This is a genomic window from Rhodococcus sp. BP-349 (genome assembly GCF_019835845.1).
Classification (GTDB): Bacteria; Actinomycetota; Actinomycetes; order Mycobacteriales; family Mycobacteriaceae; genus Rhodococcoides.
Map to the genome: position 1 here is coordinate 759,980 of NZ_JABUDR010000001.1, position 22,247 is coordinate 782,226.

General features: G+C 65.1%; 20 protein-coding genes and 2 pseudogenes. 16 read left to right on the forward strand and 6 right to left on the reverse strand.

The window, feature by feature from the left end; genetic code table 11:
* Positions 1-38: 38 nt before the first annotated feature.
* Both HQ325_RS03595 and HQ325_RS03600 read right to left on the reverse strand, forming a co-directional pair.
* Entirely contained in the window at positions 39-1,103 is a 1,065-nt protein-coding gene (locus HQ325_RS03595) for a hypothetical protein (protein WP_222626737.1), read from the reverse strand.
* Positions 1,104-1,130: 27 nt separating this feature from the next.
* Positions 1,131-1,724 (reverse strand): TetR/AcrR family transcriptional regulator, encoded by a 594-nt coding sequence (locus HQ325_RS03600; protein WP_222626738.1) that lies wholly within the window; start codon positions 1,722-1,724, stop codon positions 1,131-1,133.
* A 199-nt stretch (positions 1,725-1,923) separates the two neighbouring features.
* Between HQ325_RS03600 and HQ325_RS03605 the strand changes: the two genes are divergently transcribed.
* The 6 genes from HQ325_RS03605 (at position 1,924) to HQ325_RS03630 (ending at position 7,210) form a co-directional block, all read left to right on the forward strand.
* On the forward strand, positions 1,924-2,235 hold the full coding sequence (locus tag HQ325_RS03605; protein ID WP_222626739.1) for a hypothetical protein: 312 nt from the start codon (positions 1,924-1,926) through the stop codon (positions 2,233-2,235).
* 5 nt (positions 2,236-2,240) lie between these two features.
* The gene (locus HQ325_RS03610; protein WP_261777917.1) at positions 2,241-3,182 is read left to right on the forward strand and encodes an alpha/beta hydrolase; all 942 of its coding nucleotides are present in this window, start codon (positions 2,241-2,243) and stop codon (positions 3,180-3,182) included.
* Positions 3,183-3,337: 155 nt separating this feature from the next.
* A complete protein-coding gene (locus HQ325_RS03615) occupies positions 3,338-4,000 on the forward strand; it encodes a TetR family transcriptional regulator (RefSeq protein ID WP_222626741.1) in 663 nt (220 codons plus the stop codon).
* Positions 3,906-4,718 (forward strand): mycofactocin-coupled SDR family oxidoreductase, encoded by an 813-nt coding sequence (locus HQ325_RS03620; protein ID WP_308014342.1) that lies wholly within the window; start codon positions 3,906-3,908, stop codon positions 4,716-4,718. The genes HQ325_RS03615 and HQ325_RS03620 overlap by 95 nt, the downstream gene beginning before the upstream one ends.
* 6 nt (positions 4,719-4,724) lie before the next feature.
* Complete coding sequence (locus HQ325_RS03625) at positions 4,725-5,480, forward strand: response regulator (RefSeq protein WP_222626743.1); 756 nt, start codon at positions 4,725-4,727, stop codon at positions 5,478-5,480.
* 26 nt (positions 5,481-5,506) lie between these two features.
* Positions 5,507-7,210: a GAF domain-containing sensor histidine kinase gene (locus HQ325_RS03630; RefSeq protein WP_222626744.1), complete on the forward strand. Its 1,704-nt coding sequence runs from the start codon at positions 5,507-5,509 to the stop codon at positions 7,208-7,210.
* A 29-nt stretch (positions 7,211-7,239) separates the two neighbouring features.
* Here the strand turns inward: HQ325_RS03630 and HQ325_RS03635 are convergent, their stop codons facing one another.
* Positions 7,240-9,255 carry an acetoacetate--CoA ligase gene (locus HQ325_RS03635; RefSeq protein WP_222626745.1) on the reverse strand — a complete coding sequence of 672 codons (2,016 nt, stop codon included), beginning with the start codon at positions 9,253-9,255 and terminating at the stop codon, positions 7,240-7,242.
* A gap of 166 nt (positions 9,256-9,421) precedes the next feature.
* On the opposite strand from HQ325_RS03635, the gene HQ325_RS03640 reads away from it, so the two are divergent.
* The 3 genes and pseudogenes from HQ325_RS03640 to HQ325_RS22945 all read left to right on the forward strand — a co-directional run.
* The gene (locus HQ325_RS03640) at positions 9,422-10,411 is read left to right on the forward strand and encodes an LLM class flavin-dependent oxidoreductase (protein WP_204870110.1); all 990 of its coding nucleotides are present in this window, start codon (positions 9,422-9,424) and stop codon (positions 10,409-10,411) included.
* A gap of 34 nt (positions 10,412-10,445) precedes the next feature.
* Positions 10,446-10,751, forward strand: a pseudogene (fbiC, locus tag HQ325_RS03645) (7,8-didemethyl-8-hydroxy-5-deazariboflavin synthase); the annotation flags it as partial.
* A pseudogene (locus HQ325_RS22945) lies at positions 10,751-10,978 on the forward strand (hypothetical protein); the annotation flags it as partial. The pseudogenes fbiC and HQ325_RS22945, both read left to right, overlap by 1 nt.
* 74 nt (positions 10,979-11,052) lie before the next feature.
* Here the strand turns inward: HQ325_RS22945 and HQ325_RS03650 are convergent.
* Complete coding sequence (locus tag HQ325_RS03650; RefSeq protein WP_222626746.1) at positions 11,053-12,063, reverse strand: oxygenase MpaB family protein; 1,011 nt, start codon at positions 12,061-12,063, stop codon at positions 11,053-11,055.
* A 409-nt stretch (positions 12,064-12,472) separates the two neighbouring features.
* Between HQ325_RS03650 and HQ325_RS03655 the strand changes: the two genes are divergently transcribed.
* Positions 12,473-13,585 (forward strand): NDMA-dependent alcohol dehydrogenase, encoded by a 1,113-nt coding sequence (locus HQ325_RS03655; RefSeq protein WP_094695276.1) that lies wholly within the window; start codon positions 12,473-12,475, stop codon positions 13,583-13,585.
* A gap of 11 nt (positions 13,586-13,596) precedes the next feature.
* On the forward strand, positions 13,597-15,063 hold the full coding sequence (locus HQ325_RS03660) for an aldehyde dehydrogenase family protein (RefSeq protein ID WP_222626747.1): 1,467 nt from the start codon (positions 13,597-13,599) through the stop codon (positions 15,061-15,063).
* 37 nt (positions 15,064-15,100) lie between these two features.
* Here the strand turns inward: HQ325_RS03660 and HQ325_RS03665 are convergent, their stop codons facing one another.
* Complete coding sequence (locus HQ325_RS03665) at positions 15,101-15,940, reverse strand: mycofactocin-coupled SDR family oxidoreductase (RefSeq protein WP_222626748.1); 840 nt, start codon at positions 15,938-15,940, stop codon at positions 15,101-15,103.
* An 81-nt stretch (positions 15,941-16,021) separates the two neighbouring features.
* Between HQ325_RS03665 and HQ325_RS03670 the strand changes: the two genes are divergently transcribed.
* The 5 genes from HQ325_RS03670 to HQ325_RS03690 all read left to right on the forward strand — a co-directional run bounded on the left by HQ325_RS03670 (position 16,022) and on the right by HQ325_RS03690 (position 20,892).
* On the forward strand, positions 16,022-16,378 hold the full coding sequence (locus HQ325_RS03670; RefSeq protein WP_222626749.1) for a DUF4286 family protein: 357 nt from the start codon (positions 16,022-16,024) through the stop codon (positions 16,376-16,378).
* Positions 16,379-16,489: 111 nt separating this feature from the next.
* Positions 16,490-17,086, forward strand: a complete 597-nt coding sequence (locus tag HQ325_RS03675; RefSeq protein WP_222626750.1) for a nuclear transport factor 2 family protein — start codon at positions 16,490-16,492, stop codon at positions 17,084-17,086.
* A 62-nt stretch (positions 17,087-17,148) separates the two neighbouring features.
* Positions 17,149-18,324: an acyl-CoA dehydrogenase family protein gene (locus HQ325_RS03680; protein ID WP_222626751.1), complete on the forward strand. Its 1,176-nt coding sequence runs from the start codon at positions 17,149-17,151 to the stop codon at positions 18,322-18,324.
* A gap of 10 nt (positions 18,325-18,334) precedes the next feature.
* Positions 18,335-19,375 (forward strand): acyl-CoA dehydrogenase family protein, encoded by a 1,041-nt coding sequence (locus tag HQ325_RS03685; RefSeq protein WP_222626752.1) that lies wholly within the window; start codon positions 18,335-18,337, stop codon positions 19,373-19,375.
* Entirely contained in the window at positions 19,375-20,892 is a 1,518-nt protein-coding gene (locus tag HQ325_RS03690) for a class I adenylate-forming enzyme family protein (RefSeq protein ID WP_222626753.1), read from the forward strand. The genes HQ325_RS03685 and HQ325_RS03690 overlap by 1 nt, the downstream gene beginning before the upstream one ends.
* Before the next feature lie 44 nt (positions 20,893-20,936).
* On the opposite strand, the gene HQ325_RS03695 is transcribed toward HQ325_RS03690, so the two are convergent.
* A complete protein-coding gene (locus HQ325_RS03695; protein ID WP_222626754.1) occupies positions 20,937-22,196 on the reverse strand; it encodes an FAD-dependent oxidoreductase in 1,260 nt (419 codons plus the stop codon).
* Positions 22,197-22,247 lie beyond the last annotated feature (51 nt).

Genomic DNA, 22,247 nt, shown 5'->3' on the forward strand with positions numbered 1-22,247 from the left:
CCGGTCACAGCCGCCGATGTCGTCGAGTGTGGCGTACCTCACCCGCCACGTGGCGGTCGCCGCTCGGGGAGAGGATCCACGGCCGGTGTCGTCCTGTTCTGCGCGGCGCGAGAGATGCGCCAGAGCAGAAGCGTCGTACTGGCTCGCGCGTGACCGGTGGGACTGAGGACGGTGTATCCGAGCCGGCTCTGGAGCCAGTCGAGGCGTTGTTGGAGTGTCGAATGGTGGAGATTCTGCCGACGGGCAGCTTCGCGCACACTGCTGTGACTCAGGATGCTGTCGAGCAGTCCGGTCACCCACTGTCGTTGCAGCCGTAAAGATTCCAATACCTGCACGTCCGCCGATCTGGAAGCCGTGGTGGCATCGATGTTGTCGATCAGGTCCGCCACGGCGCCGAGATCGTCGTGGCAGACGTGCGCCGGTCCGCCGGTGGCCGGGTCGACGGCGATCTTCAGGGCCGACACGGCACGCTGCCAGCGCGTGCACACGAGGAGCCCGTCGGTGATCGTGTAACCGGCCGCGGCATCGGTCGGCACGCCGGCGAGTGTGGGTCGGCTCGAGAGCAGATGGACACGCGCGCCGTCGGCGGTCATTCCGATCGGGGTGCGACGGGAATCGCGGGGCAACGTCGCCGCGATGACGATCGGTCCCGTCAGTCCGAGAGTTGCCAGTGCGGCACTGCGGTGCGCCGGGGAGGCGTCCGCGTCGCAGACCGTCCGGATCGCGGCGACGACCGGATGCCGCTCCCGCGGTTGTTCGACGGATTGCAGGCTGCGGGCGAAACGTTCCAGGATCAGGTGGTCCAGTGGCCACGGTGGCCCCGTCCGGTTCAGCCAGACCGTGATGCTTCCGAACTGCTCGAGGTGGGGACGAGTGGACACGTCCGGTGTCGAGGAGGTGCGACCGTGTTCGTCCACCTCGATGGGCAGTCCTCGATCGGGGTCGTGGAACCCGGCGCCGCAGTCGGCGAGGACCGTGACTGCGCGCAGCAGCGCTGTCGCAGGGACGCGTTCGTCGACCAAGGTGTCGAAGTGTTCGATGACCCGAAGCGCCGACGCGGCGTCGTCGTCGATGGCAGTGAGCCTGATGATCCAATCACGCACGACGTCGGTCCTCCTCGCCGTCGTCCCTCATGCTCGCGCCTCTGCCGGCGCGAGAACGGACAACGCCTCGCGGGCAAGTGGTTCGAGGCTCATGTCCGAGAACGTCCACTCCTCGATGACGGTGGTGAGGAGTGCGGCGATCGCGGCTGCCCGAGCCCGCGCCCGGAACGCGGGTCGTACGACACCGCGTTCCGTCATCAACTCCGCGAGGTCGTCCCGGGCGGCCTGACCGGCCGCGAGCCACGCGGAGCGAAGAGCCGGCGTGCCGAGGACGACACGCAGTTCCCTGCGTTGGTGGTCGTTTCCTGCCACCGAGACGAACGCGTCGAGAACCGCGTCGTCGAACGGAAGGGAACGCCGTGCGCGTATCTCGGATGCCAGCTCCGACGGGCCGGTCGCCAGTCCGAACGTCAGCGCCTCGTCCTTGCTCGAGGAGTGGCGATAGAACGTGCGCAGGGAAATGCCTGCGGCGGCTGCGATCTGTTCGACGGTCGTGCGGTCGTATCCCTGCTGTTCGAAGAGGCGCAGGGCTGCGTCGGCGATGTCACGCCGGGTGCTCGCGCGACGGCGCTCGCGCAGCGGAGCAGCGACGTCCGCTGACGGGAGCGCCTCATCGGTCATTCCGCAAGTATCTCAGACAGCGTGTGGCAGTATGAGTCAAGTTGGCACAATGTGTCAGAACCACGAACCGAGGAGTCGTCATGTCTGCAGTGTCGTTCGAAGGCCGCGTCGTGTCTTCGGACTGGCCAATGTGGTCGCCCTGGAGGGTGCTCCGCACGGGATCCTCACCAACACGATTCTTCCTGCGGCCCTGAGTCGGATGGCAGCAGACATGGCACCCGAGCAGTTCGCCGGAATGCCGACCACCCCGGCGCACATGGAACCGGAGATGATCACCGCCATGGTCGCCTACCTCGCCAGTGAGGAGAACACTCACAACAGGGAGCTGCACTCCATCGCCCGCGGGCGGTACGGACGCGTGTTCATGGGCGTGGCTCCGGGGTGGCACGTCTCGGTCGATCAGCCCGTCGCGACACCGGACGACGTCGCCGAACACATCGACCGGATCCGAGATCTCGACGGGTACGCCGTACCCGAGTCCATGGTCGCCGAGTTCGTCCTCGTCCCGTGAGCACGATGGACTGGCGGGTGCGGCTGCTGGGGAAGCTCATGCCGGACAACATGATCGTCGGCAAGTCCCCGTCGCAGATCGCGAGGCTGCAGAAGCCGAGGCCGCATTCCTTCCTCATGGATCTCGTCGCGGGTTCGATTAAGCCCGGGGTCACCGTCGAGGACGGCGTCGCCCGAGGAGGCGACGGCCACATTCCCGTCCGGTCGTATCGGCCCACGGCGCTGTCGGGCACGCTTCCCCTCATCGTCCTGATCCACGGCGGTGGGTGGACGGTCGGCACCTTGAACCAGTACGACTCCATGGCGAGCAGCATCGCACTGGCTGCAGACGCCGTCGTCGTCTCATTGGACTACAGGCTCGCTCCCACCCATCCCTGGCCGGCGGCGGCGGAGGACTGCTACGCCGCTTTCGTGGACGTGGTGAGTCGCGCTCGGCAGTGGGGTGCCGACGGTTCGCGGGTCGCCCTCGTGGGCGACAGTGCGGGAGGCAACCTGTCGGCGGTGACCGCCATGCTCGTGCGTGACCGGGGTGGTCCGGCCATCGCGTTGCAGGCGCTGTTGTATCCCGCCACCGACCTCACCCTGTCCAGTCCATCGGTGATCGAGAACGCGACCATGCCGGTACTCAAACGCCCTACCCTGGAGGCGTACGTCGCTCTGTACGTGCCTGATCCGGCCGATCGCGCAGACCCGACGGCGTCCCCACTGCTCGCCGAGGATCATGCGGGTCTGCCTCCCGCTCTGGTGCAGGTCGCGGAACTCGATCCGGTCCGCGACGACGGTCTTCGCTATGCGGAAGCCTTGCAGGCAGCGGGTGTACCGGTTCGGTTCACGGAGTACGTCGGGATGCCGCACGGCTATCTCGCCTTCCCGCGCTTCGCTCGGAGTGCGACGCAGGCGTTCTCCGAACTCGTCCGAGAATTACGGACTCACCTCGCGCCGGGCTGACCGCTACTCGGTGAGGGGTGGGTCGACGACGCGGGCGGAACGGCTCTCCAGGTCATCACTTTCCGCAAAACCTGTCACATTGTGACAGTCGGGCGTACGGTCACAACATGGTCGGTCACACCCCTCCACCGAGACGATCCAGGCAAGAACACGCAATGCTGGAAGTCTCCGCCATAGCAGCGGACATGTTCGTCGACCGGGGCTTCACTGCGACGAACGTCGCCGATATCGCCGCGGCAGCAGGTGTGTCCTCGCGCACTTTCCATCGGTACTTCGACGCGAAGGAAGATGCCGTCGTTCCCTTCCTGGAAGAAGGATGGAAGTCCTACGTTGCTGCCGTCGACCACCGTCCGGTAGACGAGTCGCTACTCGAATCTCTGATTCATGCCCTCGACGGCTCATTTCGGTCCGTCAGTGCGTCCTCTTACCGGGACCTTATCGCAATACTTCCTGATTCGGCTCCACTGCAACGGGTTTGGCTCCAAATCCACGAGGACTGTCAGCAGGCGATGCAGCCTGTCATTACCCGTCGATTGGCCCTGACCGGACAAAATCTTCGTGCGCGGTTCGTTGCCGCATGCATCGTTGCCGCCAATCGCATCGCGGCGGAGATGTGGGCGTCGGATCCGACCACATCATCCAGGGAAACTGTCGAAAAATGTCTTTCCATGATCGAAATCGCTGTACTTGAACCGAGTCCCATCACATCGAATGGAGAACCACGTGAAACGGCTAGAAGGAAAAGTGGCGCTCATCACCGGAGCGGCGCGTGGACAGGGGCGAGCCGAAGCACTGATGTTGGCCGAGGAGGGTGCTGATCTGATCTTGGTCGACATCGCGGGTATCCCCGCTGCGACGGACTACGCCGCCGCAACCGAGGCCGAGTTGGCACAGACGGTCGCAAACGTCGAGAAGCTCGGCGGGCGCGTGGTTCACGCGGTCGGAGATGTGCGAGACCTCGACGCGCTGGAGGCGCTGGTCGCGAAAGGTGTCTCTGCGTTCGGACGCCTGGACATCGTCGTCGCGAACGCGGGCATCGTGTCCTGGGGTCGCTTCTGGGAAATGGATCGGACCAGGTGGCAAGACATGATCGACATCAATCTCACGGGCGTGTTCAACACCATGAGAGCGGCAGTACCGGCCATGATCGCGTCAGACAACGGTGGGTCCATCATTGCCACGAGCTCGGTAGCAGGCCTGAAGTCTCTTCCTGGGCAAGCGCATTACAGTGCCGCGAAAGCAGGAGTGGTTGCGTTGGTGAAGTCCGCAGCGATCGAGCTCGCACCGTACCGGATACGGGTGAACTCCATCCACCCATGGGGTGTTCGAACACCGATGGGGGAAATGGGTCCCGACGCGGTGAAAGTGTTTGCCGACAATCCGTCCTACCAGGCAGTCATGGGGCAGATCTGGTTCGATCCGCCCATTTCGGAACCAGAGGACATCGCACGCGCCGTGCTCTTTCTGGCAAGTGACGATTCCCGGACCGTGACCGGAATTCAGCTCCCCATCGACCACGGGGCGAGCAAGGTCTGACGGCGCATGGAGGAGACACCGTTGTCGGACAGCGCGCAGGTCGGTGCCGGCGCGGAAGATGGTCGCCACGTCCTGGTCGTCGACGACGATGAAAGCATTCGCACAGTCGTCAGATGGCAACTGAACGATTCGGGGTTCAGGGTCGTGGAGGCGGACGACGGTGCCATGGCGTTACGCCTCATGGCTCGAGATCAACCTCTTCTCGTCGTTCTCGATCTGTCCCTGCGGGCAGTCGGCGGTCTCGACGTCCTTCGTGAGATCCGTTCCGGACGCGCAGAAGTGCCGCGAGACCTACCGGTGATGATTCTTTCGGGGCGTAGCGGCGAAACCGACAGGATAGTAGGCCTGGATCTGGGAGCGGACGACTACCTCGTGAAGCCGTTCTCACCGGGTGAGTTGGCCGCCCGTATCCGTTCGCTACTTCGCCGGGCCACGCCGTTCATCAACCCGCACGTGGTGTCGATCGGGTCTCTGCGCATCGAGGTGTCGAGTCGTGAGGTGACGGTTGCGCGTGATCTGATCGAACTGACGGTGAAGGAATTCGACCTCCTGTTCTTCTTGGCAACGCACCCACGTCAGGTTTTCACGCGCCGTCAACTGCTGGAGGGGGTGTGGCATTCCAGTGACTTTCTGGGCGAGGCAACGGTGACAGAGCATGTTCATCGTCTGCGGAACAAATTGGGCCGCGACCCCGGAGTTCCTCTCATACGCACCGTGCGAGGAGTGGGTTACCACTTCGGCGGTCCTTCCGTCCCGCGATGAACGGCAGCGACAGAGTGGACACGGCGGTGACCAGCCTGCTGAGTCCACAGGACCTCACCTACCTGATGGCCCAGCAGATGAAAATTCTCGAGATGGTCGCCGCCGCCGTTCCGGTACAGCACACCCTGGACGCAGTCCTCACCGCACTCGAATGCCTGATGACGGATGCTCGGTGTTCGGTCCTGTTGGTCGCGCCCTCGGGCGATACCCTCCACCACGGCGCCGCTCCCAGTCTGCCGCCCGAGTATCTGCGCGCGATAGAGGGACTCCGAATCGGTCCGCTGTCCGGATCATGCGGGGTGGCTGCGCATCTCGGTGAGCCCGTCATCGCTCGAGATGTTCGGATCGACCACCGGTGGGTCGAGTTCAGAGACAGTGCGGTGGCCTCCGGTCTGATCGCATGTTGGTCGACACCGATCGCAGACCCGTCGGGACGGACTGTCGGCACCTTTGCCGTGTACCACGGCGCCCCGCACTGGCCGACTGCCAGAGAACGACAGTTGGTCGACCGATTCACTTACCTTGCCGCGGTCGCGCTCGAGAACGGCCGCCTGCTCGGCGAACTGATCGAGAGCGAAGAGTTGTTTCGCCGATCCTTCGAGGACAACCCCGCAGGCGCAGCCCTGTTGGGCCTGGATTGGGTATTCCAGCGCGTGAACACATCTTTCGCCGAGCTGGGCGGCCATCGCGTGGAGGACTTGGTCGATCGACGACTGGACTCGGCGTTGCTGTTCGATGCGCACTCCGAGAACCGAATACACGAAACGCTGGCACGGGGTGATGTCTTCTGTGTGACCGAACACATGGCGGTGATATGCAACGACGGTGCCACAGTGCCGGTCGAGGCAACCTTCTCTCTGGTACGCGGCCGTGACAACACACCGCTACGGTTCGCTCTGAACCTGGTCGACCTGACCGAGAGACTGTCGGCCGACGAAGCGAGAGCGGAGCGGGAGCGCGCGGAAACAGCACGCCAGGTGGCCGAGTCCCACAGCTCCGCGAAATCGGCTCTGCTCACCTCGGTCAGCCACGAAGTACGTACCCCGCTGCAGGCGATCAAAGGGTTCACCGAACTGCTCCGCACGCTGCCCTTGGACGAGGAACGCCGCGAGGAAGCGCTCGCCCGTATCGATTTCGCCTCCGACCATGTTCTGGATCTGGTCACGGACGTTCTCGACATCAGTCGAATCGAAGCCGGTGTCCTGCCATTGAACATCGAGCCGACACCCGTTGCTCGAACGGTGCACGACATCACCAGACTGCTGTCCGCGATGGCGGACCGGCGCCACACGGCGGTGCACGTCTCGATCGAGCCGTCACTCGAAGTGTGGGCAGACCCGGGGCGCCTGCGCCAGGTTCTGCTGAACGTGATCGGGAATGCTCTTCGCTACGGTCACGCCGGGGGAGCCGTGGAGATCTCGGCGGTGCACGGAACCCCGATGTCGGTGATCACCGTCAGCGATGACGGAGATGGCATACCGCACGACTATCTTCCGAATCTGTTCACGCCCTTCCGGCGTGGACGTGAGGACCGAGGTGTCGGGTCGACAGTTGACGGCTACGGGCTCGGGTTGATGCTTTCTCACGGACTCGTCACGGCCATGGGAGGGACTCTGACCGCGCGCAATCACAGCGACTATGGCGCCGCTTTCGACATCGCGTTGTCCTCGACACCTCGTGGTGTCTCCCCGAGCGGACTGCGCCCACCGGAGAACAGCGACACCGTATGACGTCCGATCCCTCCGCCCGCGTCCTCGATCTAACGATGCCCGGGGAACCTCGATGCGGCGAAGTCCGCGTACCAACGCACCGCGGTCGGATCATCCACTGATGCGATGTTCACCGCACTGCCGACCGACCGGCCGGCCAAGAGTTTCTTGATCGGGATCTCCAGCTTCTTGCCGTTCAGTGTTCTCGGCACAGAAGGTGCCTCGACCATCTCGTCCGGAACGTGCCGGGGCGACAACCGGGTCCGCAACGCGTGAGCGATGTCCTGGCGAAGACGATCGTCGAGGCGACGACCTGCGGCCGGCACCACGAACAGTCCCAGCCAGTACTCGTCATCGGGCAGGTCGACACCGACGACCACGGAATCTGCCACCTCCGGCATACCGTCGATGACGTCGTAGAAGTCCGAGCTCCCCAAGCGCACCCCCGCCCTGTTGAGGGTCGAGTCCGAGCGGCCGTGAATGGTGATGCTCTGATCCGCGTGGACCGTCACCCAGTCACCATGCCGCCAGACCCCTGGCCACGTGTCGAAATACGATTCTCGATATCTCGAACCGTCCGGGTCGTTCCACAGCCTGAGCGGCATCGACGGCATGGGTTCTGTGATGACCAGATCCCCCACTTCGCCGACGAGCGGGATACCCTCGTCGCTCCATGCGGCGGCAGCCACGCCGGCGATCCGACCGCCGATGCGTCCGGGCCGAACCGCGGTGTACGCGTTCCCGCCGACGAAGGAGCCGGCTATGTCGGTGCCACCACTGGTCGAATCGACGTCGATCGTCGAACCGACGTGATCGCCGATCCAGCGGTAGTCGGCGGCCGGCAATGATGATCCACTGACCATCACGTGCCGCAGCGAGCGCATGTCGAAGGTTTCCTTGGGCGACTCGACGGTGCTCGAACCGGCGAATGCCGACACCACCGCGGCGCCGAGCAGCATCACGTTCGCCCGGGTTCGGGCCGCGATCTCCCAGACGCCGCCCGCGGGATGTCCGGGGCTACCTTCGTACAAGACGATGCTCGCACCTCGGGACAGCGCGCCCAGCTGCATGTTCCACAGCGCCCAGCCAGTCGATGTGTAGGTGAACAGTCGCTCACCCGCACGGAGTGCGCAATAGAGCCCCGTCCACTTCAGGCTCTCGAGAACAATCCCTCCGTGGCCGTGAACCAGCCCTTTGGGGAGTCCGGTGGTCCCCGAACTGAACAGCACCCAGAGTGGATGTGAGAAGTCGACCTGCTCGAATTCCAGGGGCGCATCGCGACCGACCACATCCGCCCAGGGCGTCGAGCCTTCCGGCGGCCAGCGGTCGTACAGATAGGGGACATGAACGACATGCTGCAGCGACGGTAGATTGTCGCGGAGCTGTGCGACAACGTCGCTTCGGTCGATGTCCTTGCCATTCCAGTGGTACCCGTCGACAGCCATCAGCACGGTCGGTTCGAGTTGGGACAGCCGACTGATGGTTCCGTCCGGGCCGAAATCGGGTGAGCAGCAGACCCATACGGCGCCGACCGCCGCTGCCGCGAGAACTCCGATGACAGCGTGTTCGGTGTTCGGCAGATATGCGGCAACTCGGTCCCCCGGGCGCACCCCCGCGCGTCGAAGCCATCCGGACGCTGCGGCCACCGAACGCTGGAGTTCGGCGAAGGTGATGACACGATCGACCGCGCCGCTCTCGGACGCGCACACCAACGCTGTGTCGCTGTCCCGTCCGCGCAGGAGCATGTTCTCCGCCCAGTTCAGCCGCGCCCCGACGAACCATCGTGTGTCCGGCATCGGATCGCTCGTGCGCACACGGGTCCAGTGCCTCGAGAATGCGACACCGTGATAGTCGGCTATGGACACCCAGAACTCGTCCAGGTTCTCCGTCGACCAAGACCAGAGCGAATCGTGATCAGGAAAGCGGCGACCTGTGGAGATCTCCAGCCAGTCCAGATAGTCACGCAGGGGTGACTCGGCGATGCTCTCCCCGGTAGGGCTCCACACGACGTCCGGCGATACAGATTCGTCGACCCGGCTGCCACCGGTTCCTGCGCGATGCTCCATACACTCGAATCTAGAGTCGCGTCGCGGCCGGGGCCTCTCTTGGCGACGATATTGACGACCCGTTGAGAATTACATGTGAACGCATTGATACGAGCTCGTTAGCCTCGGACTCGATCGACGGAACCACCTCCGCCGCACGATGTGTCATCACTGAGGAGTACCACCGATGAAGTTGGCTCTGTATCTCCCGAATTTCAGAGATCACGTGACGTTGAAGGAATTGGAGGACCTCACGGCACTTGCGGAGGAACTCGATTTCGATTCGGTGTGGACCCTCGATCGCATCGTCGTGCCGGAGGCGTCGGATAGGGCCGAGTTGGAGTACCCGTTCGGCATGATGGCCGATCTTCCCAACGGGCTCCCGGTCATCTCGCGCGGTAAGTGGTTTCAGGGCATGACCCTGATACCGTGGCTCGCTGCCAAGACCGAGAAGCTCCGAATCGGCATGAGCATCATCGACACTCCCTACCGTTCGCCAGGCGTGCTTGCTGCGGAGTTGGCGACGCAAGATCACCTCGCCAACGGTCGGCTGAACGTCGGGGTGGGGGCAGGGTGGATGCCGGAGGAATTTGCTGCGGCCAGCGCGTCACATCTTTTCGCGCGCCGGCACGGGCACGTTCGCGAGACCATCGAGATCATGCAGGGAATCTGGTCGAACGAGTTGTTCGAATATCACGGGGAATTCGCAGATTTCCCGTTGTCCGGATTCGGGCACAAGCCGATCCAGAAGCCTGGTCCACCGATCTATTTCTCGGGACTGAAAGATCCCAGACGGTCGGCCAAGCGCATCGCCAAATATGGACTGCAGGGGTGGATCGGAATCCAGGATTCACCCGAGGACATCGCTCGCTGGCGCGGTGAGATGAAGAGGGAGCTCGACGAGCTGGGTCGAGACTTCCCGCCAGGGTTCGACATGTGCAGCATGATCTGGTTCACGATCACCGAGGAGAAGACCGATCAGACGGCGGCCGGTAAGGTGACGAACCTGCTGACCGGTACCGCGCAACAGATCGAGGACCGGCTCAAGCGGTACAAGGATGCCGGAATGACGATGCCGATTCTGTGGCCACCGTTCCGCGATGTACCGACGTCGAAGACGATCGACGATCTCAAGCGATTGGTCGAGGACATCATGCCCAAGGTCGAGGCGAGCTGATCGAGCGCGGAGACCGAGGGGGAGTGCTGTCGCACTGTCCGACAGTGTGTTTCCACCCCGACATCCCACGTCGCCGTCGAGTTCTGTGATGCGGCGGGTACTCCGTCGCGCGCGGGACGGTGTGTCGTCGAATGTCGACGAGGCCACGGCACTGTTGCGCGCACGCGGAGACGATCTGGCGGATGTGATGGCGTCGCGGGTGCGCGATGCCGGACTGGCGTCTGCGGGTCGACCGAGGACGGTGTCCTACTCTCGCGCGGTCTTCTCACCCATCACGCGGTTGTGCCCTGACTGCACGTTCGTCACGGTGCCCGGCACGCTCGAAACCGCCGGACACGGGTGAAGCTGGGAGTCGCAGGAACTCGCGCGATGCTCGACGGAGGTGCGAACGATCCGGGCGGGACTCTGATGGAGGAGACGATCTCGCGGATGGCAGGTTCGCAGAACGGTTCGGAGTAGACCGTCTCCGAGCTGCACGAGATCGCCGGCGGTATCGGACGAGCGGTTCGTCAGCGCACCACCACTTACGGAACGGTCGGCGCTGCACCGGTTGTCGACTCGATCTGACGACGAGTGCCGCACGAGAGAGCGCTCACCCGAGCCGACCCGGGTGAGCGCCTCGAACCAGTCGTTCCGAGCCTCTACTGCGCGGGCACCGAGGCCGCGGGGGTCATCGCGACGGTGCTCTTGTCATCGGCGCTCATTCGCGCTCGAGGGCACGCGTTCACATGGGTGCCGAGCAGGTCGACCTGGTACCCATCGGGATACTCCTTGGCGACCAGGTCCTGTGCGAGTGATGTGAGCCCGCCTGGCATGGGGTCCAGCTTTGCGTACAGACGCATCACTTTCCGACTGATCTTCTTGGCAAGGGGGCTCGGCAGGTCGAATCCACAATTGGTGATCAATCGGTCATCGGGGCCGACGGAGAAGAAGAACGCTTGGATCGGTCGGTGCAGGATCTTCGGGTAGTCCTTCAACACGTACTCGACCAAGGTCTCACCGAGGCGTTTGTTCTGTGGCTCGTAAGCGATTTGCGCGTCCAGGTACTCCGCGCAGAATGTCTTCATTTCTTCGAGCGTGTCCGGATACGGCATCTTCTTCTCGCCGCCGTACATGTGGCGACCGCGGAGCTTCGCGAACGCCACTGCCGCAAGCTTCTCCTTCGCGGTGACTGGGCGCCAACCGTAGGTCTCGGCGTACCAGATGTAGGACACGGCTTCCCAACATCCGATGAACACGTAGTCCTCGGGATGGATGTCGTACTGACGATGCATCTCGTTCACACGGCGGATCGAATCCCTGCCGATGCCCGGGACGAACCCGGACTCGTGGTAATGGAAGTCCAACAAGACTGTATCCACCAGCCGTTTCTGTATCGCATCCTCGAATTGGCGAGACTGGGTCAGAATGCGACTGATTCGTGGAACGGCGAAGGTCACGAACAATCCACCGGTGACTGCGAATGCGCTCGATGCCTTGAAGTCGTCGACGAACAATCGGTAGACCTCGACGCAGTCGTCGACCGGGTCCAGCTTCTCGATTTGCTTCAGCCTGCTGTGCTTGTCCTCGAGTGCCGGTGCGCCGAGCGCTTTGCCCAGTACATTCCGGACTTTTCGGCTCATTCGGGAATTCCGTGGCAGTGTGTCGGACATCGAATATCTTCCTCCTCGGCTGGGGCACCTCCAGAACGTATGGATGTGAGCGGTGCCACTCGGAACGATTGTGTCGTGTGTCTGGGTACTCGCGGGCGCAACTTCTACTCAACGCTTCCTCAACGAGCGCTTCTCGCACCGAATCGCTGCCGAACCGGTGCTCGTGCTCGGCTCGACCACCGGGCGATCGACATGCGTGGATCCACGCTCTGACGCGAGGTCTCGGATAAAAGAGTATCATAATCAGTGTGATCTGTGTCATGCTGTGGTCGATGTCAGAATCTGTCACCTCGTTCTGGAAGTCGCCGACGACGTCCGGCCGCCGGATGCACACCCGGGCACCGACAGCCGGCCCCGTCGACCGCAGAACCAGCTGGTCGAGACAGCCCGACCGAGAAAGAAGGACCCCATGAAAGTGCAAGCGTCCGTCCTGTGGCAGTTCGGCGACAACTGGCACCCGTCGACGATCGACCTCGATGATCCGGGACCCGAGGAGGTGCTGGTGCGGGTGGCGTACGCGGGTCTCTGCCATTCCGACGAGCACACCCGTCGCGACCCGGACGCCCGCAAGCCGATGATCGGCGGACACGAGGCGTCCGGGATCGTCGAACAGGTCGGGTCGGGGGTCGAGGACATCGAGGTCGGCGACCACGTCGTGTTCTCGTTCATCCCGACGTGTCGCAAGTGCCGATGGTGCGTGTCCGGTCAGTCGTACCTGTGCGACCTGGGTGCCACCATCGCAACCGGGGTCATGCCCGACGGTACGTTCCGGTTCCACGGGCGGGGCGAGGACATCGGCGGTCTGGCGATGCTCGGTACGTTTGCCGAACGTACGGTCGTGTCCAAGAACTCCTGTGTGAAGATCGACCCCACCATCCCGCTGGACGTCGCCGCCCTCGTGGGTTGCGGCGTGCCCACGGGATGGGGGTCGGCCGTCAACGTCGCACAAGTGCGCCCCGGTGAGGTCGTCATGGTCTACGGCATCGGGGGAATCGGTGCCAATGCGGTACAGGGCGCGTTCCACTGCGGAGCCAGCCATGTGATCGCAGTGGAGCCGAAACCGTTCCGGCGTGAGTTCGCCGAGTCGCTCGGTGCCGAGGCCTACGCCACGCACGAGGAGGCTCTCGCCCGAGTTGCCGAGCTGACGAACGGGCAGGGTGCCGATGCCGTGATCGAGACGGTCGGGGTTCTGACCGCCGAGATCACAGCGCAGTGCTTCGAGTCGACCCGCAAGGCGGGCCGACTGGTGCTCGCCGGCATGGCCGACAGCTTCAGCGACCTCAACGTCCAACTGCCGGGCCAGTTTCTGAGCCTGTACGCCAAGCAGGTTCTCGGCACGCTCTACGGAGGATGCAACGCGCACGTCGACATTCCCAAGCTGCTCGACCTTTACCGCAACGGTCAGCTCAAACTCGACGAGCTGATCACGCGCCGATACACGTTGGACCAGATCGCACAGGGCTACCAGGACATGGCCGATGGAACCATCCTGCGCGGCGTCGTCGAGATCAACCCAGAATGAAGGAGCACCTCATGACCGACAGCACCATCCCCCAGCACCACACGAGCCAGATCTTCGTCGGCGGCACGTGGCGCGCACCGACCGGCAGCCGACGCATCGAGGTGGAGAACCCGGCGACCGGCGAGATCGTGGCCGACATCCCCGAGGCCGGCCCCGAGGACGCGGCGACCAGCGTCGCCCTGGCGGCCGAGGCGTTCGACAAGGGGGTGTGGTCAGGACTCGACGTCACCGAGCGAGGCAAGGTCCTCACACGCGTCGCCGATCTGCTGGACGAGCACCGTGATCAGTTCATCGAGTACGTCGTGCGCGACCTCGGCTCCGCTCGTGCCTTCGCGGCGTTCGTGCACGATATCTCCATCGACATCTGGCGCGACTACGCCCGCCGCGGCGACGAAGTAGCGCTGGAGACGGTCGAGACGGGGCCGGACGGGCGGACCGTGCTGCTGCGCAAGGAGCCCGTGGGCACCGTGCTGGCCGTCGTGCCGTGGAACGGTCCCATCGTCCTCGCGTCCCTCAAGCTGGCGCCGGCGCTCCTGGCTGGGTGCTCGGTCGTCATGAAGCCCGCGCCGGAGACGCCGCTCGCGCCGCTCCTGCTCGCGGACATCCTCGCCGAGGCCGGTGTGCCGGAGGGCGTCGTCAGCATCCTGCCGGGCGGCCGCGAGCTCGGTGAGGCGCTGCAGGCCCAGCCCGGCCTCGACATGGTGAGCTTCACCGGCGGCACCGAGGCCGGCAAGGCTGTCATGGGTGTGGCCGCCAAGAACCTCCAGAGGATGACGCTCGAACTCGGCGGCAAGTCGGCGGCGATCGTGCTCGACGACGTCGAGCCGGTCGACGTCATGCCGGCCCTCGCGGCCGGGATGCTCGGGGGAAGCGGACAGGTGTGCACCGCCCTCACCCGCGTCCTGGTGAGCAAGGAGCGTCACGACGTGTGGCGCGACGCGCTCAAGGAACTGTTCGAGAGCCAGGTCATCGGTGACCCCGACGACGAGGCGACCACGTACGGCCCGCTGGCGTCGCAGGCCCAGATGACCCGGGTGCTCGCTCGCATCCAGGACGCCGAGGACGACGGGGGAGTCATCGTCACCGGTGGTGAGGCCCTCGATCGTCCCGGCTACTTCATCGCGCCGACGCTGGTGGACGGTGTCACGACAAACATGCGGGTGGCCCAGGAGGAAGTCTTCGGGCCGGTGTTCGCCCTCATGGTCTACGAGGACGTCGAGGATGCGATCCGGATCGCCAACGACTCTCAGTTCGGCCTCTCGGGAGCGGTGATGACCCACGACATCGCCGCCGGGGTCGAGATCGGTCGTCGAATCCGTACGGGAACGTTCAGCGTCAACGGGTTCGGAGCGCACATGTCGTTCCCCTTCGGCGGCTACAAGCAGTCGGGGATGGGGCGTGAGGGCGGCGCGGCAGGCCTCGACAGCTTCCTCGAGATCAAGCAGATCGCGCTCCCGGCCGGGGCACAACTGGCCTGACGGGCCCCCGTCGAGGGGCCCGTCAGGGCGGGCGGTGCTACTTGGCGGCGCCGCCCGCGTCGACCGGCAGGGTCACCCCGGTGATGAACCTCGCCTCGTCGGAGGCGAGGAACAGGACGGCGTTGCTGATGTCCTCGGGCTCGGTGTAGGGGACCGGCAACAGGTGCATCGTGGCCATCGCGACCTCCGCATCCGCGGCCGTCGGATGGGGCAGGTCGGGGCGGAACGCGCGGTAGAGCGCGTCGTGCATGATCATCGGAGTCCTGACGTTTCCGGGGTGGACGGTATTGACCCGGATCATGTGTGGGGCGAGTTCGTGGGCGTACGAACGCATCATGCCCACCAACCCGTGCTTGGACTCCCCGTAGCCCCCGCCGGCGCCCAGCGCACGCAGTCCGGCCATCGAACTGGTGATGATGACGGAGCCGCCGTCGCCCGAATCGATCACGTGCTGCTTCGTCGCCTCGACCGTGCAGAAGACGCCGGTCAGGTTGACGTCGACCACCTGACGGAACATTCGTACACGCGTCTCGGCATCGGCGTCCGGCGACATCGAACCGGTGATGCCGGCGTTGGCGCAGACGATGTCGAGCCTCCCCAGCTCGGCCACCCCGTCGTCCACAGCCCCCTTCAGCTGTGTGAAGTCACGGACGTCGGCTCGTCGAGCGACCATACGTCGACCGAGCGCCTCGACACCGCGCACCGTTTCCGCCAGATCGTCCGGCGTCGACAACGGGTAGGGCACCCCGTCGATCTGCTCGCAGATGTCGATGCCGATGATGTCGGCCCCTTCGGCGGCGAGCTTCAGCGCATGGGAGCGGCCCTGACCGCGCCCGCTTCCGGTGATGAAGGCAACCTTGCCCTCCAGTCGACCCATGATGTGCTCCTCGTTTGCTCCATGCGGACGCGTAGAGTGTACTCAATCCGAACACCGTCCGGACATGAACAAAGGAGCATCATGGAAGGCCTGTCCCTCTACATCGTGCAGACCAATGCCGTCGAAGGACGCGACGAGGAGTTCAACGAGTGGTACGACTCGACGCACGTCCCGGACGTGCTGTCGATCGAAGGTTTCGAGTCCGCGCAGCGCTTCACGCGCTCGACGGCACTGGACCGACCAGAAGTCCCGACGCCGCCGTACGAGTACGCGACGCTCTACGAGATCAGCGGTGACCCGGTGGAGGCTCTCGGCAGGCTGGGTGCCGCGGTGCAGGGTGGGCAGATGGAGCTTTCGGACGCCATGGTGCCCGGTAGTGGATCTCTGTTGCTCACTCCTGTGGGTGACAAGGTCGTCGCGCCGAACCGTGGTGAGTGACCAAAGCTGTGCGCTGGCACTGGATTAGGTATACTTTTTAGCGCGAGTGTCCAACACTGCCGGACGGAGGTCGACGCTCCGGGCCCGGCCCTGACGAACAAGGGGTACGAGATGACCGACGGCCTGGAAGACCTGCTGCGGCGTGTGAAGCGACTCGAGGACGAGAGGGAGATCCGCGAGCTTCTCTCCCGGTACGCGTTCGCGGCCGACCTGGGGTACGCAGCCTCCTATGTCGACCTTTACGCCGAGGGCGGGCGCGTCAACCTCGGTGCGGGGCGCTTCGGCGCGCCGCGCGACGGGCGGACCGCGTACGTCGGGCACGAGGAGATCTGGGAGTTCATCACCGACACCCCCCACGTCGAGCAGCAGGGCAACTGCCAGCACCATGCGTTGACCGGACCGCTGATCCTGCACATCGACGGCGACGATGCGATCGCCGAGGGCTACTCGCTCGTCATCGTCAAGAGCGACGAGGACAGCCGCCGCACTCGTAGCGCCCGGCCGGTCAAGCCGTCCATCAACATCAGCGGTGCGAACTTCAATCACTGGACGCTGCGTCGCGTCGACGGCAGCTGGAAGATTCAGGAGCGGCTCAACCGTGAAGTGGGCGATCCCCTGGCGTATCAGGTGGTCGGTACGACCATGCACGGCGCAGAGCCCGACGACGTCAGCGTCAACCCGTTCGGCTCCTCGAGCCCACAGGGCTGAGATGCGCTGAAATAGGTGGGTCTTTCATGACCAGACCGCCTTTAGAAGAGTATGCTTAATTCATGCAGATCGACTTGGACCAGGCTGATGCCGACTTCCGGGACGACGCGGCCTCCTGGTTGCGCGCCCACGTGCCTACCGATGAGCGCCCACCCACCGGCGAGTCCATGGTCGACTTCGACCGCGCATGGCAGCGCTGCACGTTCGACGGAGGGTGGGCGGGTGTGTCCTGGCCGGTCGAGCACGGAGGCCGCGGACTCTCCCTCCTTCAACAGCTGATCTGGTGGGAGCAGTACGCCCTGTCGGGCGCACCACACATCGGCGTGTTCTGGGTGGCGACGAGTCACGCCGGGCCCACGCTGATCCTGAACGGCACGCCTGAGCAGCAGCAGACGCACCTGCCCGCGATCCTGCGGGGTGAGTCGACCTGGTGTCAGGGCTTCTCCGAGCCGTCGGCGGGCTCCGACCTCGCGGGTGTCCGGACCACCGGACGTGTCGACGGCGACGACCTCGTCGTCAACGGGCAGAAGATCTGGACGACCCATGGGCAACATGGCGACTTCCAGGAGCTGTTGGTCCGGACCGACAGCGACCCGAGCAGCCGCCACAAGGGGCTCACCTGGGTGATCTGTGACATGAACACTCCGGGCATCGAGGTGCGCCCCATCATGACGATGGCCGGTATTCCGCACTTCTGCGAAGTCTTCTACGACGATGTCCGCATTCCCCTCACGAACGTCGTCGGTGGCGTCGGCAACGGCTGGGCCACGGCGATGTCGACGCTCTCGTTCGAGCGCGGTGCCGGTTTCGTGGTCGAGCAGATCCGGCTCTCCCGATATCTCGACGAAGTCGTCGACCACGCAGAGAACCACACGGGTCCCGACGGCAAGCGCGCTGCGATCGAGGACGACGAGATCTACCGTCGCATCGCGTCGGCCCGGTCCGAACTCGCGGCTCTGCGTGCCGTGACGTACGCGGCAGTCTCGCGCAACCGGGTGACAGGCAAGCCGGGACCCGAGGGATCGATGTCGCGTCTGCTGTTCGCCGAACTCGAGCAGAACGTGCGAGCGCTGGCAATGGACGTCGTCGGGCTCGACGCGCTCGAATACCAGATGCCGTTCACACCGCAGGCGTGGTCGGGAGAGTGGCTGTACTCGCCGTCCGCGACGATCGGAGCCGGCACGTCGGACATCCAACGCAACATCATTGCCAACCGCGTCCTCGGACTGCCCCGCTAACGGAGAAATTGTGAACCTCGAACCCACGCAAGATCAGAACGATCTCGCCGCGACAGTCCGCAAGTTCATCGATGCCGAGCTGCCGCTGTCGATGCTGCACCGACCGGTCGATGCCGAGCGTCGCCGCAGAACCTGGATGCGGACGGCCGACCTGGGATGGCTTGCCCTCGGTGTCCCGGAGAGCTCGGGCGGGGTGGGACTCGGCCTGGCAGACGAGACCTTCCTCCTCGAGGAACTGGGTCGCGGCCTCGTGAGTGGGCCGTATCTGCCGACGATGCTCGCGACACAGCTGGCCGTCGCGAACGACGCTGCCGATCTCGTCGAGGAGCTGAGCTCCGGGGAGAGCCGCGCCGGACTTGCCGTTGTCCGTGGCGACGACGAGCCGCTCGTCGTGGTCGACGGCATCGACACCGACTACCTGCTGCTGTGGTCTGCGGACGCCGTCTCGCTGATCCGTACGCCCGACGACCTGCAGGACATCGCGTCGTTGGATCCCGGTACGGCCCTGGGCCACGTACGGCGTCCCGAGTCCGACGCGCTGCTCACCGGTGACGACGCGACCGTGAAGGCCCTGCACTCTCGCGCGGCCGTGCTGACAGCGGCGCAGCTCGCCGGGATGCTTCAGGCCATGCGTGACATGTCGGTCGGGTATTGCAAGACCCGGACGCAGTTCGGGAAACCCATCGGCAGTTTCCAGGCCGTGTCGCGGCGCTGTGCCGACATGGCAGTCCGCGCGTGGTCGTCGACGTCGCTGGCTCGCATGGCGGGTCTGTGCATCGATGCAGGACGGGTCGACGGCCCCTACGTCGCCGCAACCGCCAAGACCGTCGCCGGCACCGGTGCGGCAGCCAGCGCGAAGGACAACATCCAGAATCTCGGCGGCATCGGCTTCACAGGCGAGCACGACGCGCACTTGTTCTACAAGCGCGTCCGGATTGTCGACACGGTGTGGGGGGACTCCCGCCACCAGGCCACTCAGGTCAACGACGGCTACCCGGGCATCGTCGGAATCGGCAGCGACCACGGCCTGAGCCTGCGCGGAGAGTACTGATGACAGGCCCGCTCAACGTCCCGTCGAGGCTGCGAGCGATCGCGTCGCGACGAGGTCACCAGATCGCACTGATCGATCCGTGGGGACACACGACATGGACCGAGATGATCGACGGCATGGACGGTGTCGCCGCGGCGCTGCGCGGCACAGGCCTGGCGGCGGGCGACCGCGTCGCAATCGCCATGGAGCCGTCGTCGACCTACGTGACCGTGGTCCTGGGTGCACTCGGAGCCGGCTTGGTGCCGGTGCCGATCAACACCCGTCTGACGCCCTACGAGATCGCGGCCTTCCTCGAACCCATTCAGCCTGCTCTGGTCGTCACCGACCACACACATGTCCAGACGGCACGGGCCACCGGCTACGACGTCGTCGTGTTGGCGGCGTCGCACTCGACGACGGACCTGCGCGCACGTCTGGCACCCTTGGCCGGCGAGCCGACGGTGTTCGCGCCTGTCTCCGAGGACTCACCTGCGATCATCTTCGCGACAGGCGGCACGACCGGCATTCCCAAGGGAGTCTGGTACGACCACCGTGGCCTGTGGCTGTGGTTGAACGCGTCCGCGGCATCGAACCCGGGAACGAGGTTCGATGTCGAGCTGTACTTCGCACCGTTCTTTCACATCGCCCTGGGCACGAACTTGCTCTCTCGCCTGTTCGCGGGCGGAACCGTGCACATTCTGCGCAAGTTCGATGCGGCTCTCGCGCTCGAGGCCATCGCCCGAGGTGCCACTCGGATCACCGGCGCACCGACGATGTTCGCGGCCATCAAGTCCCACGAATCGTTCGAATCGACTCCGCGCGGCAGTATGCGAGCACTACGACTGGGTTCCATGGCAGCCAACGCCGACTTCATCGCCCAGGTCATGCTCGACTACCCCACAGCTGCGATCCGCACGGGGTACGGAGCCACCGAGTTCGGACCGCTCATCGGCGTGGAGCACGAAGACCTGGTCGCCGGCCGCCTGACCGGCATCGGTAGACCCCACCCGGGAGCCGAGGCGCGCATCCTGCGCGCGGACGGCACCGAGGCCGACTGCGGGGAGATGGGCGAGATCGTGGTCAGCGCGCCCTGGCAGAGCCGCGGGTACTGGGGCAGACCCGACGAGACGGAGGCGACCTACACCGCCGAGGGGATCCGTACCGGAGATCTCGGTGCGGTCGACGGCGACGGCTGGTTCTCCATCAGTGGACGTCTGAAGGAGATGGTCATCACCGGCGGGGAGAACGTGTTCCCCACCGAGGTCGAAGACGTGCTGCGTCGCCACGAGGCGGTCCACGACGTCATCGTCTACGGTGTGCCCGACGAGTACTGGGGCGAGCGGGTCGAGGTCGGAATCGTCTGCGCCGAGGGCGGGGACGTCGAGCTCGACGAGTTGCGCGAGTTCGCGCGGCCCTACCTCGCCGGCTACAAGCTACCGAAATCGCTCGTCCGCATTCGTGAGGTACCGCTGACGACCGTCCAGAAGCCCGACCGCCGCGCCGCGCGAGCTGCATCGATCGAGAGCTCGTCCGTCTGACGTTCGCGGGGAGCAGGCCGCGCGGCCGCGGCGGACGCGACCGGTCAGGCCGAGACTCCGCGAGCAATATCCTTCAGTGCGGCGTCGGTGTCCTGGAGCTGATCCACGGAGAACTCCTGCTGCAGCGCGACGATCTTCTTGCACCACCCGAAGTCACGTGAACAGTTGACGGCGTCCGCCGCCACCACGATGCCCTCACGCAGATAGAAGGCGATGAAGCTCCGCGCGCTCATGTCACCCCGCACGGCGACCTGATCGTGGCCGGCCGAGAGCCCCACCATCTGGAGCTTCAGGTCGTACTGGTCCGACCAGAACCAGGGCGGCGACTGGGTCGGCGCCGCAGCCTTCATCACGGTGGCTGCCGCCACCCGTGCGTGCTCGAGCGCGTTCGGCACCGACTCCAGACGGATCGTGGTCCCGGCGTGCACGGAGGGAAAAGCGGCGCAGTCGCCGATCGCCAGGACGTGCGGATCACTCGTCCGGCAGTGCTCGTCGACGACGATGCCGTTCTCCACGAGCAGCCCGGCCGCAGCGGCCAGCTCGACGTTGGCGACTCCGCCGATACCGGCCACGACGAGATCGCACGGCAGCACTGTTCCGTCGTCGCACAGCACCTCGGTGATGTGACCGTCCGGTGCGAAGGTGAACCCGGCAACCGAGGTGTCGAGCAGGATCTCCACGCCCTCGTCGTGATGCACTCGGCGGTAGAACTCGGACACCACCGGGGCCGTCACGCGTGCGAGCAGACGGTCCTGTCCCTCGATCACCGTGACGGCCACGCCACGGCCGCGCGAGGACGCGGCGACCTCCAAGCCGACGTAACCGCCGCCGACCACGACGAGACGAGCGCCCGCGCGCACCTGGGGACGCAGCCTCTCGGCATCGGCGACCGAGCGCAGGTAGTGAAGATTCGGTGCACCGTCGGGGACGGTGATGCCGATCGACGCCAGGGTCCGCGCTCGCGCCCCCGTGGCGAGGATCAGAGTCTCGTAGGTCGCAGTTCCACCATCGGCGAACGTGACGACCCGATCGGTCGTGTCGAGTGCGACGGCACGCGCTCCCAGCAGGGTGTCGATGCCGGCCGATTCGTAGGCTTCGGCGCGACGATCGAGAAGATCGTCCAGCTCCACCTCGCCGGTCAGCAGTCCCTTCGACAGCGGGGGGCGGCGATAGGGAAGAAGGGGCTCGTCGCCGGCTACCAGGATCGCGCCCGTGTGGCCGAGACGTCGCAGGGACACCGCGGCCTCGCCGCCGCCCTGCCCGGCTCCGATGACGAGTACGTCGGTGGTGTGCGTGCTGCTCACGATTGATCCGTCCAGCTGGTCGTGGTGGGGTGGGGTGGATTCGAGGCCCTG

Excerpts from the sequence above, each read along its gene's own strand:
- HQ325_RS03600 (WP_222626738.1), bottom strand. The coding sequence starts at position 1,724 with ATGACCGATGAGGCGCTCCCGTCAGCGGACGTCGCTGCTCCGCTGCGC.
- HQ325_RS03605 (WP_222626739.1), top strand. The coding sequence starts at position 1,924 with ATGGCAGCAGACATGGCACCCGAGCAGTTCGCCGGAATGCCGACCACC.
- HQ325_RS03610 (WP_261777917.1), top strand. The coding sequence starts at position 2,241 with ATGGACTGGCGGGTGCGGCTGCTGGGGAAGCTCATGCCGGACAACATG.
- HQ325_RS03615 (WP_222626741.1), top strand. The coding sequence starts at position 3,338 with ATGCTGGAAGTCTCCGCCATAGCAGCGGACATGTTCGTCGACCGGGGC.
- HQ325_RS03625 (WP_222626743.1), top strand. The coding sequence starts at position 4,725 with ATGGAGGAGACACCGTTGTCGGACAGCGCGCAGGTCGGTGCCGGCGCG.
- HQ325_RS03635 (WP_222626745.1), bottom strand. The coding sequence starts at position 9,255 with ATGGAGCATCGCGCAGGAACCGGTGGCAGCCGGGTCGACGAATCTGTA.
- HQ325_RS03640 (WP_204870110.1), top strand. The coding sequence starts at position 9,422 with ATGAAGTTGGCTCTGTATCTCCCGAATTTCAGAGATCACGTGACGTTG.
- HQ325_RS03650 (WP_222626746.1), bottom strand. The coding sequence starts at position 12,063 with ATGTCCGACACACTGCCACGGAATTCCCGAATGAGCCGAAAAGTCCGG.
- HQ325_RS03655 (WP_094695276.1), top strand. The coding sequence starts at position 12,473 with ATGAAAGTGCAAGCGTCCGTCCTGTGGCAGTTCGGCGACAACTGGCAC.
- HQ325_RS03660 (WP_222626747.1), top strand. The coding sequence starts at position 13,597 with ATGACCGACAGCACCATCCCCCAGCACCACACGAGCCAGATCTTCGTC.
- HQ325_RS03665 (WP_222626748.1), bottom strand. The coding sequence starts at position 15,940 with ATGGGTCGACTGGAGGGCAAGGTTGCCTTCATCACCGGAAGCGGGCGC.
- HQ325_RS03670 (WP_222626749.1), top strand. The coding sequence starts at position 16,022 with ATGGAAGGCCTGTCCCTCTACATCGTGCAGACCAATGCCGTCGAAGGA.
- HQ325_RS03675 (WP_222626750.1), top strand. The coding sequence starts at position 16,490 with ATGACCGACGGCCTGGAAGACCTGCTGCGGCGTGTGAAGCGACTCGAG.
- HQ325_RS03680 (WP_222626751.1), top strand. The coding sequence starts at position 17,149 with ATGCAGATCGACTTGGACCAGGCTGATGCCGACTTCCGGGACGACGCG.
- HQ325_RS03690 (WP_222626753.1), top strand. The coding sequence starts at position 19,375 with ATGACAGGCCCGCTCAACGTCCCGTCGAGGCTGCGAGCGATCGCGTCG.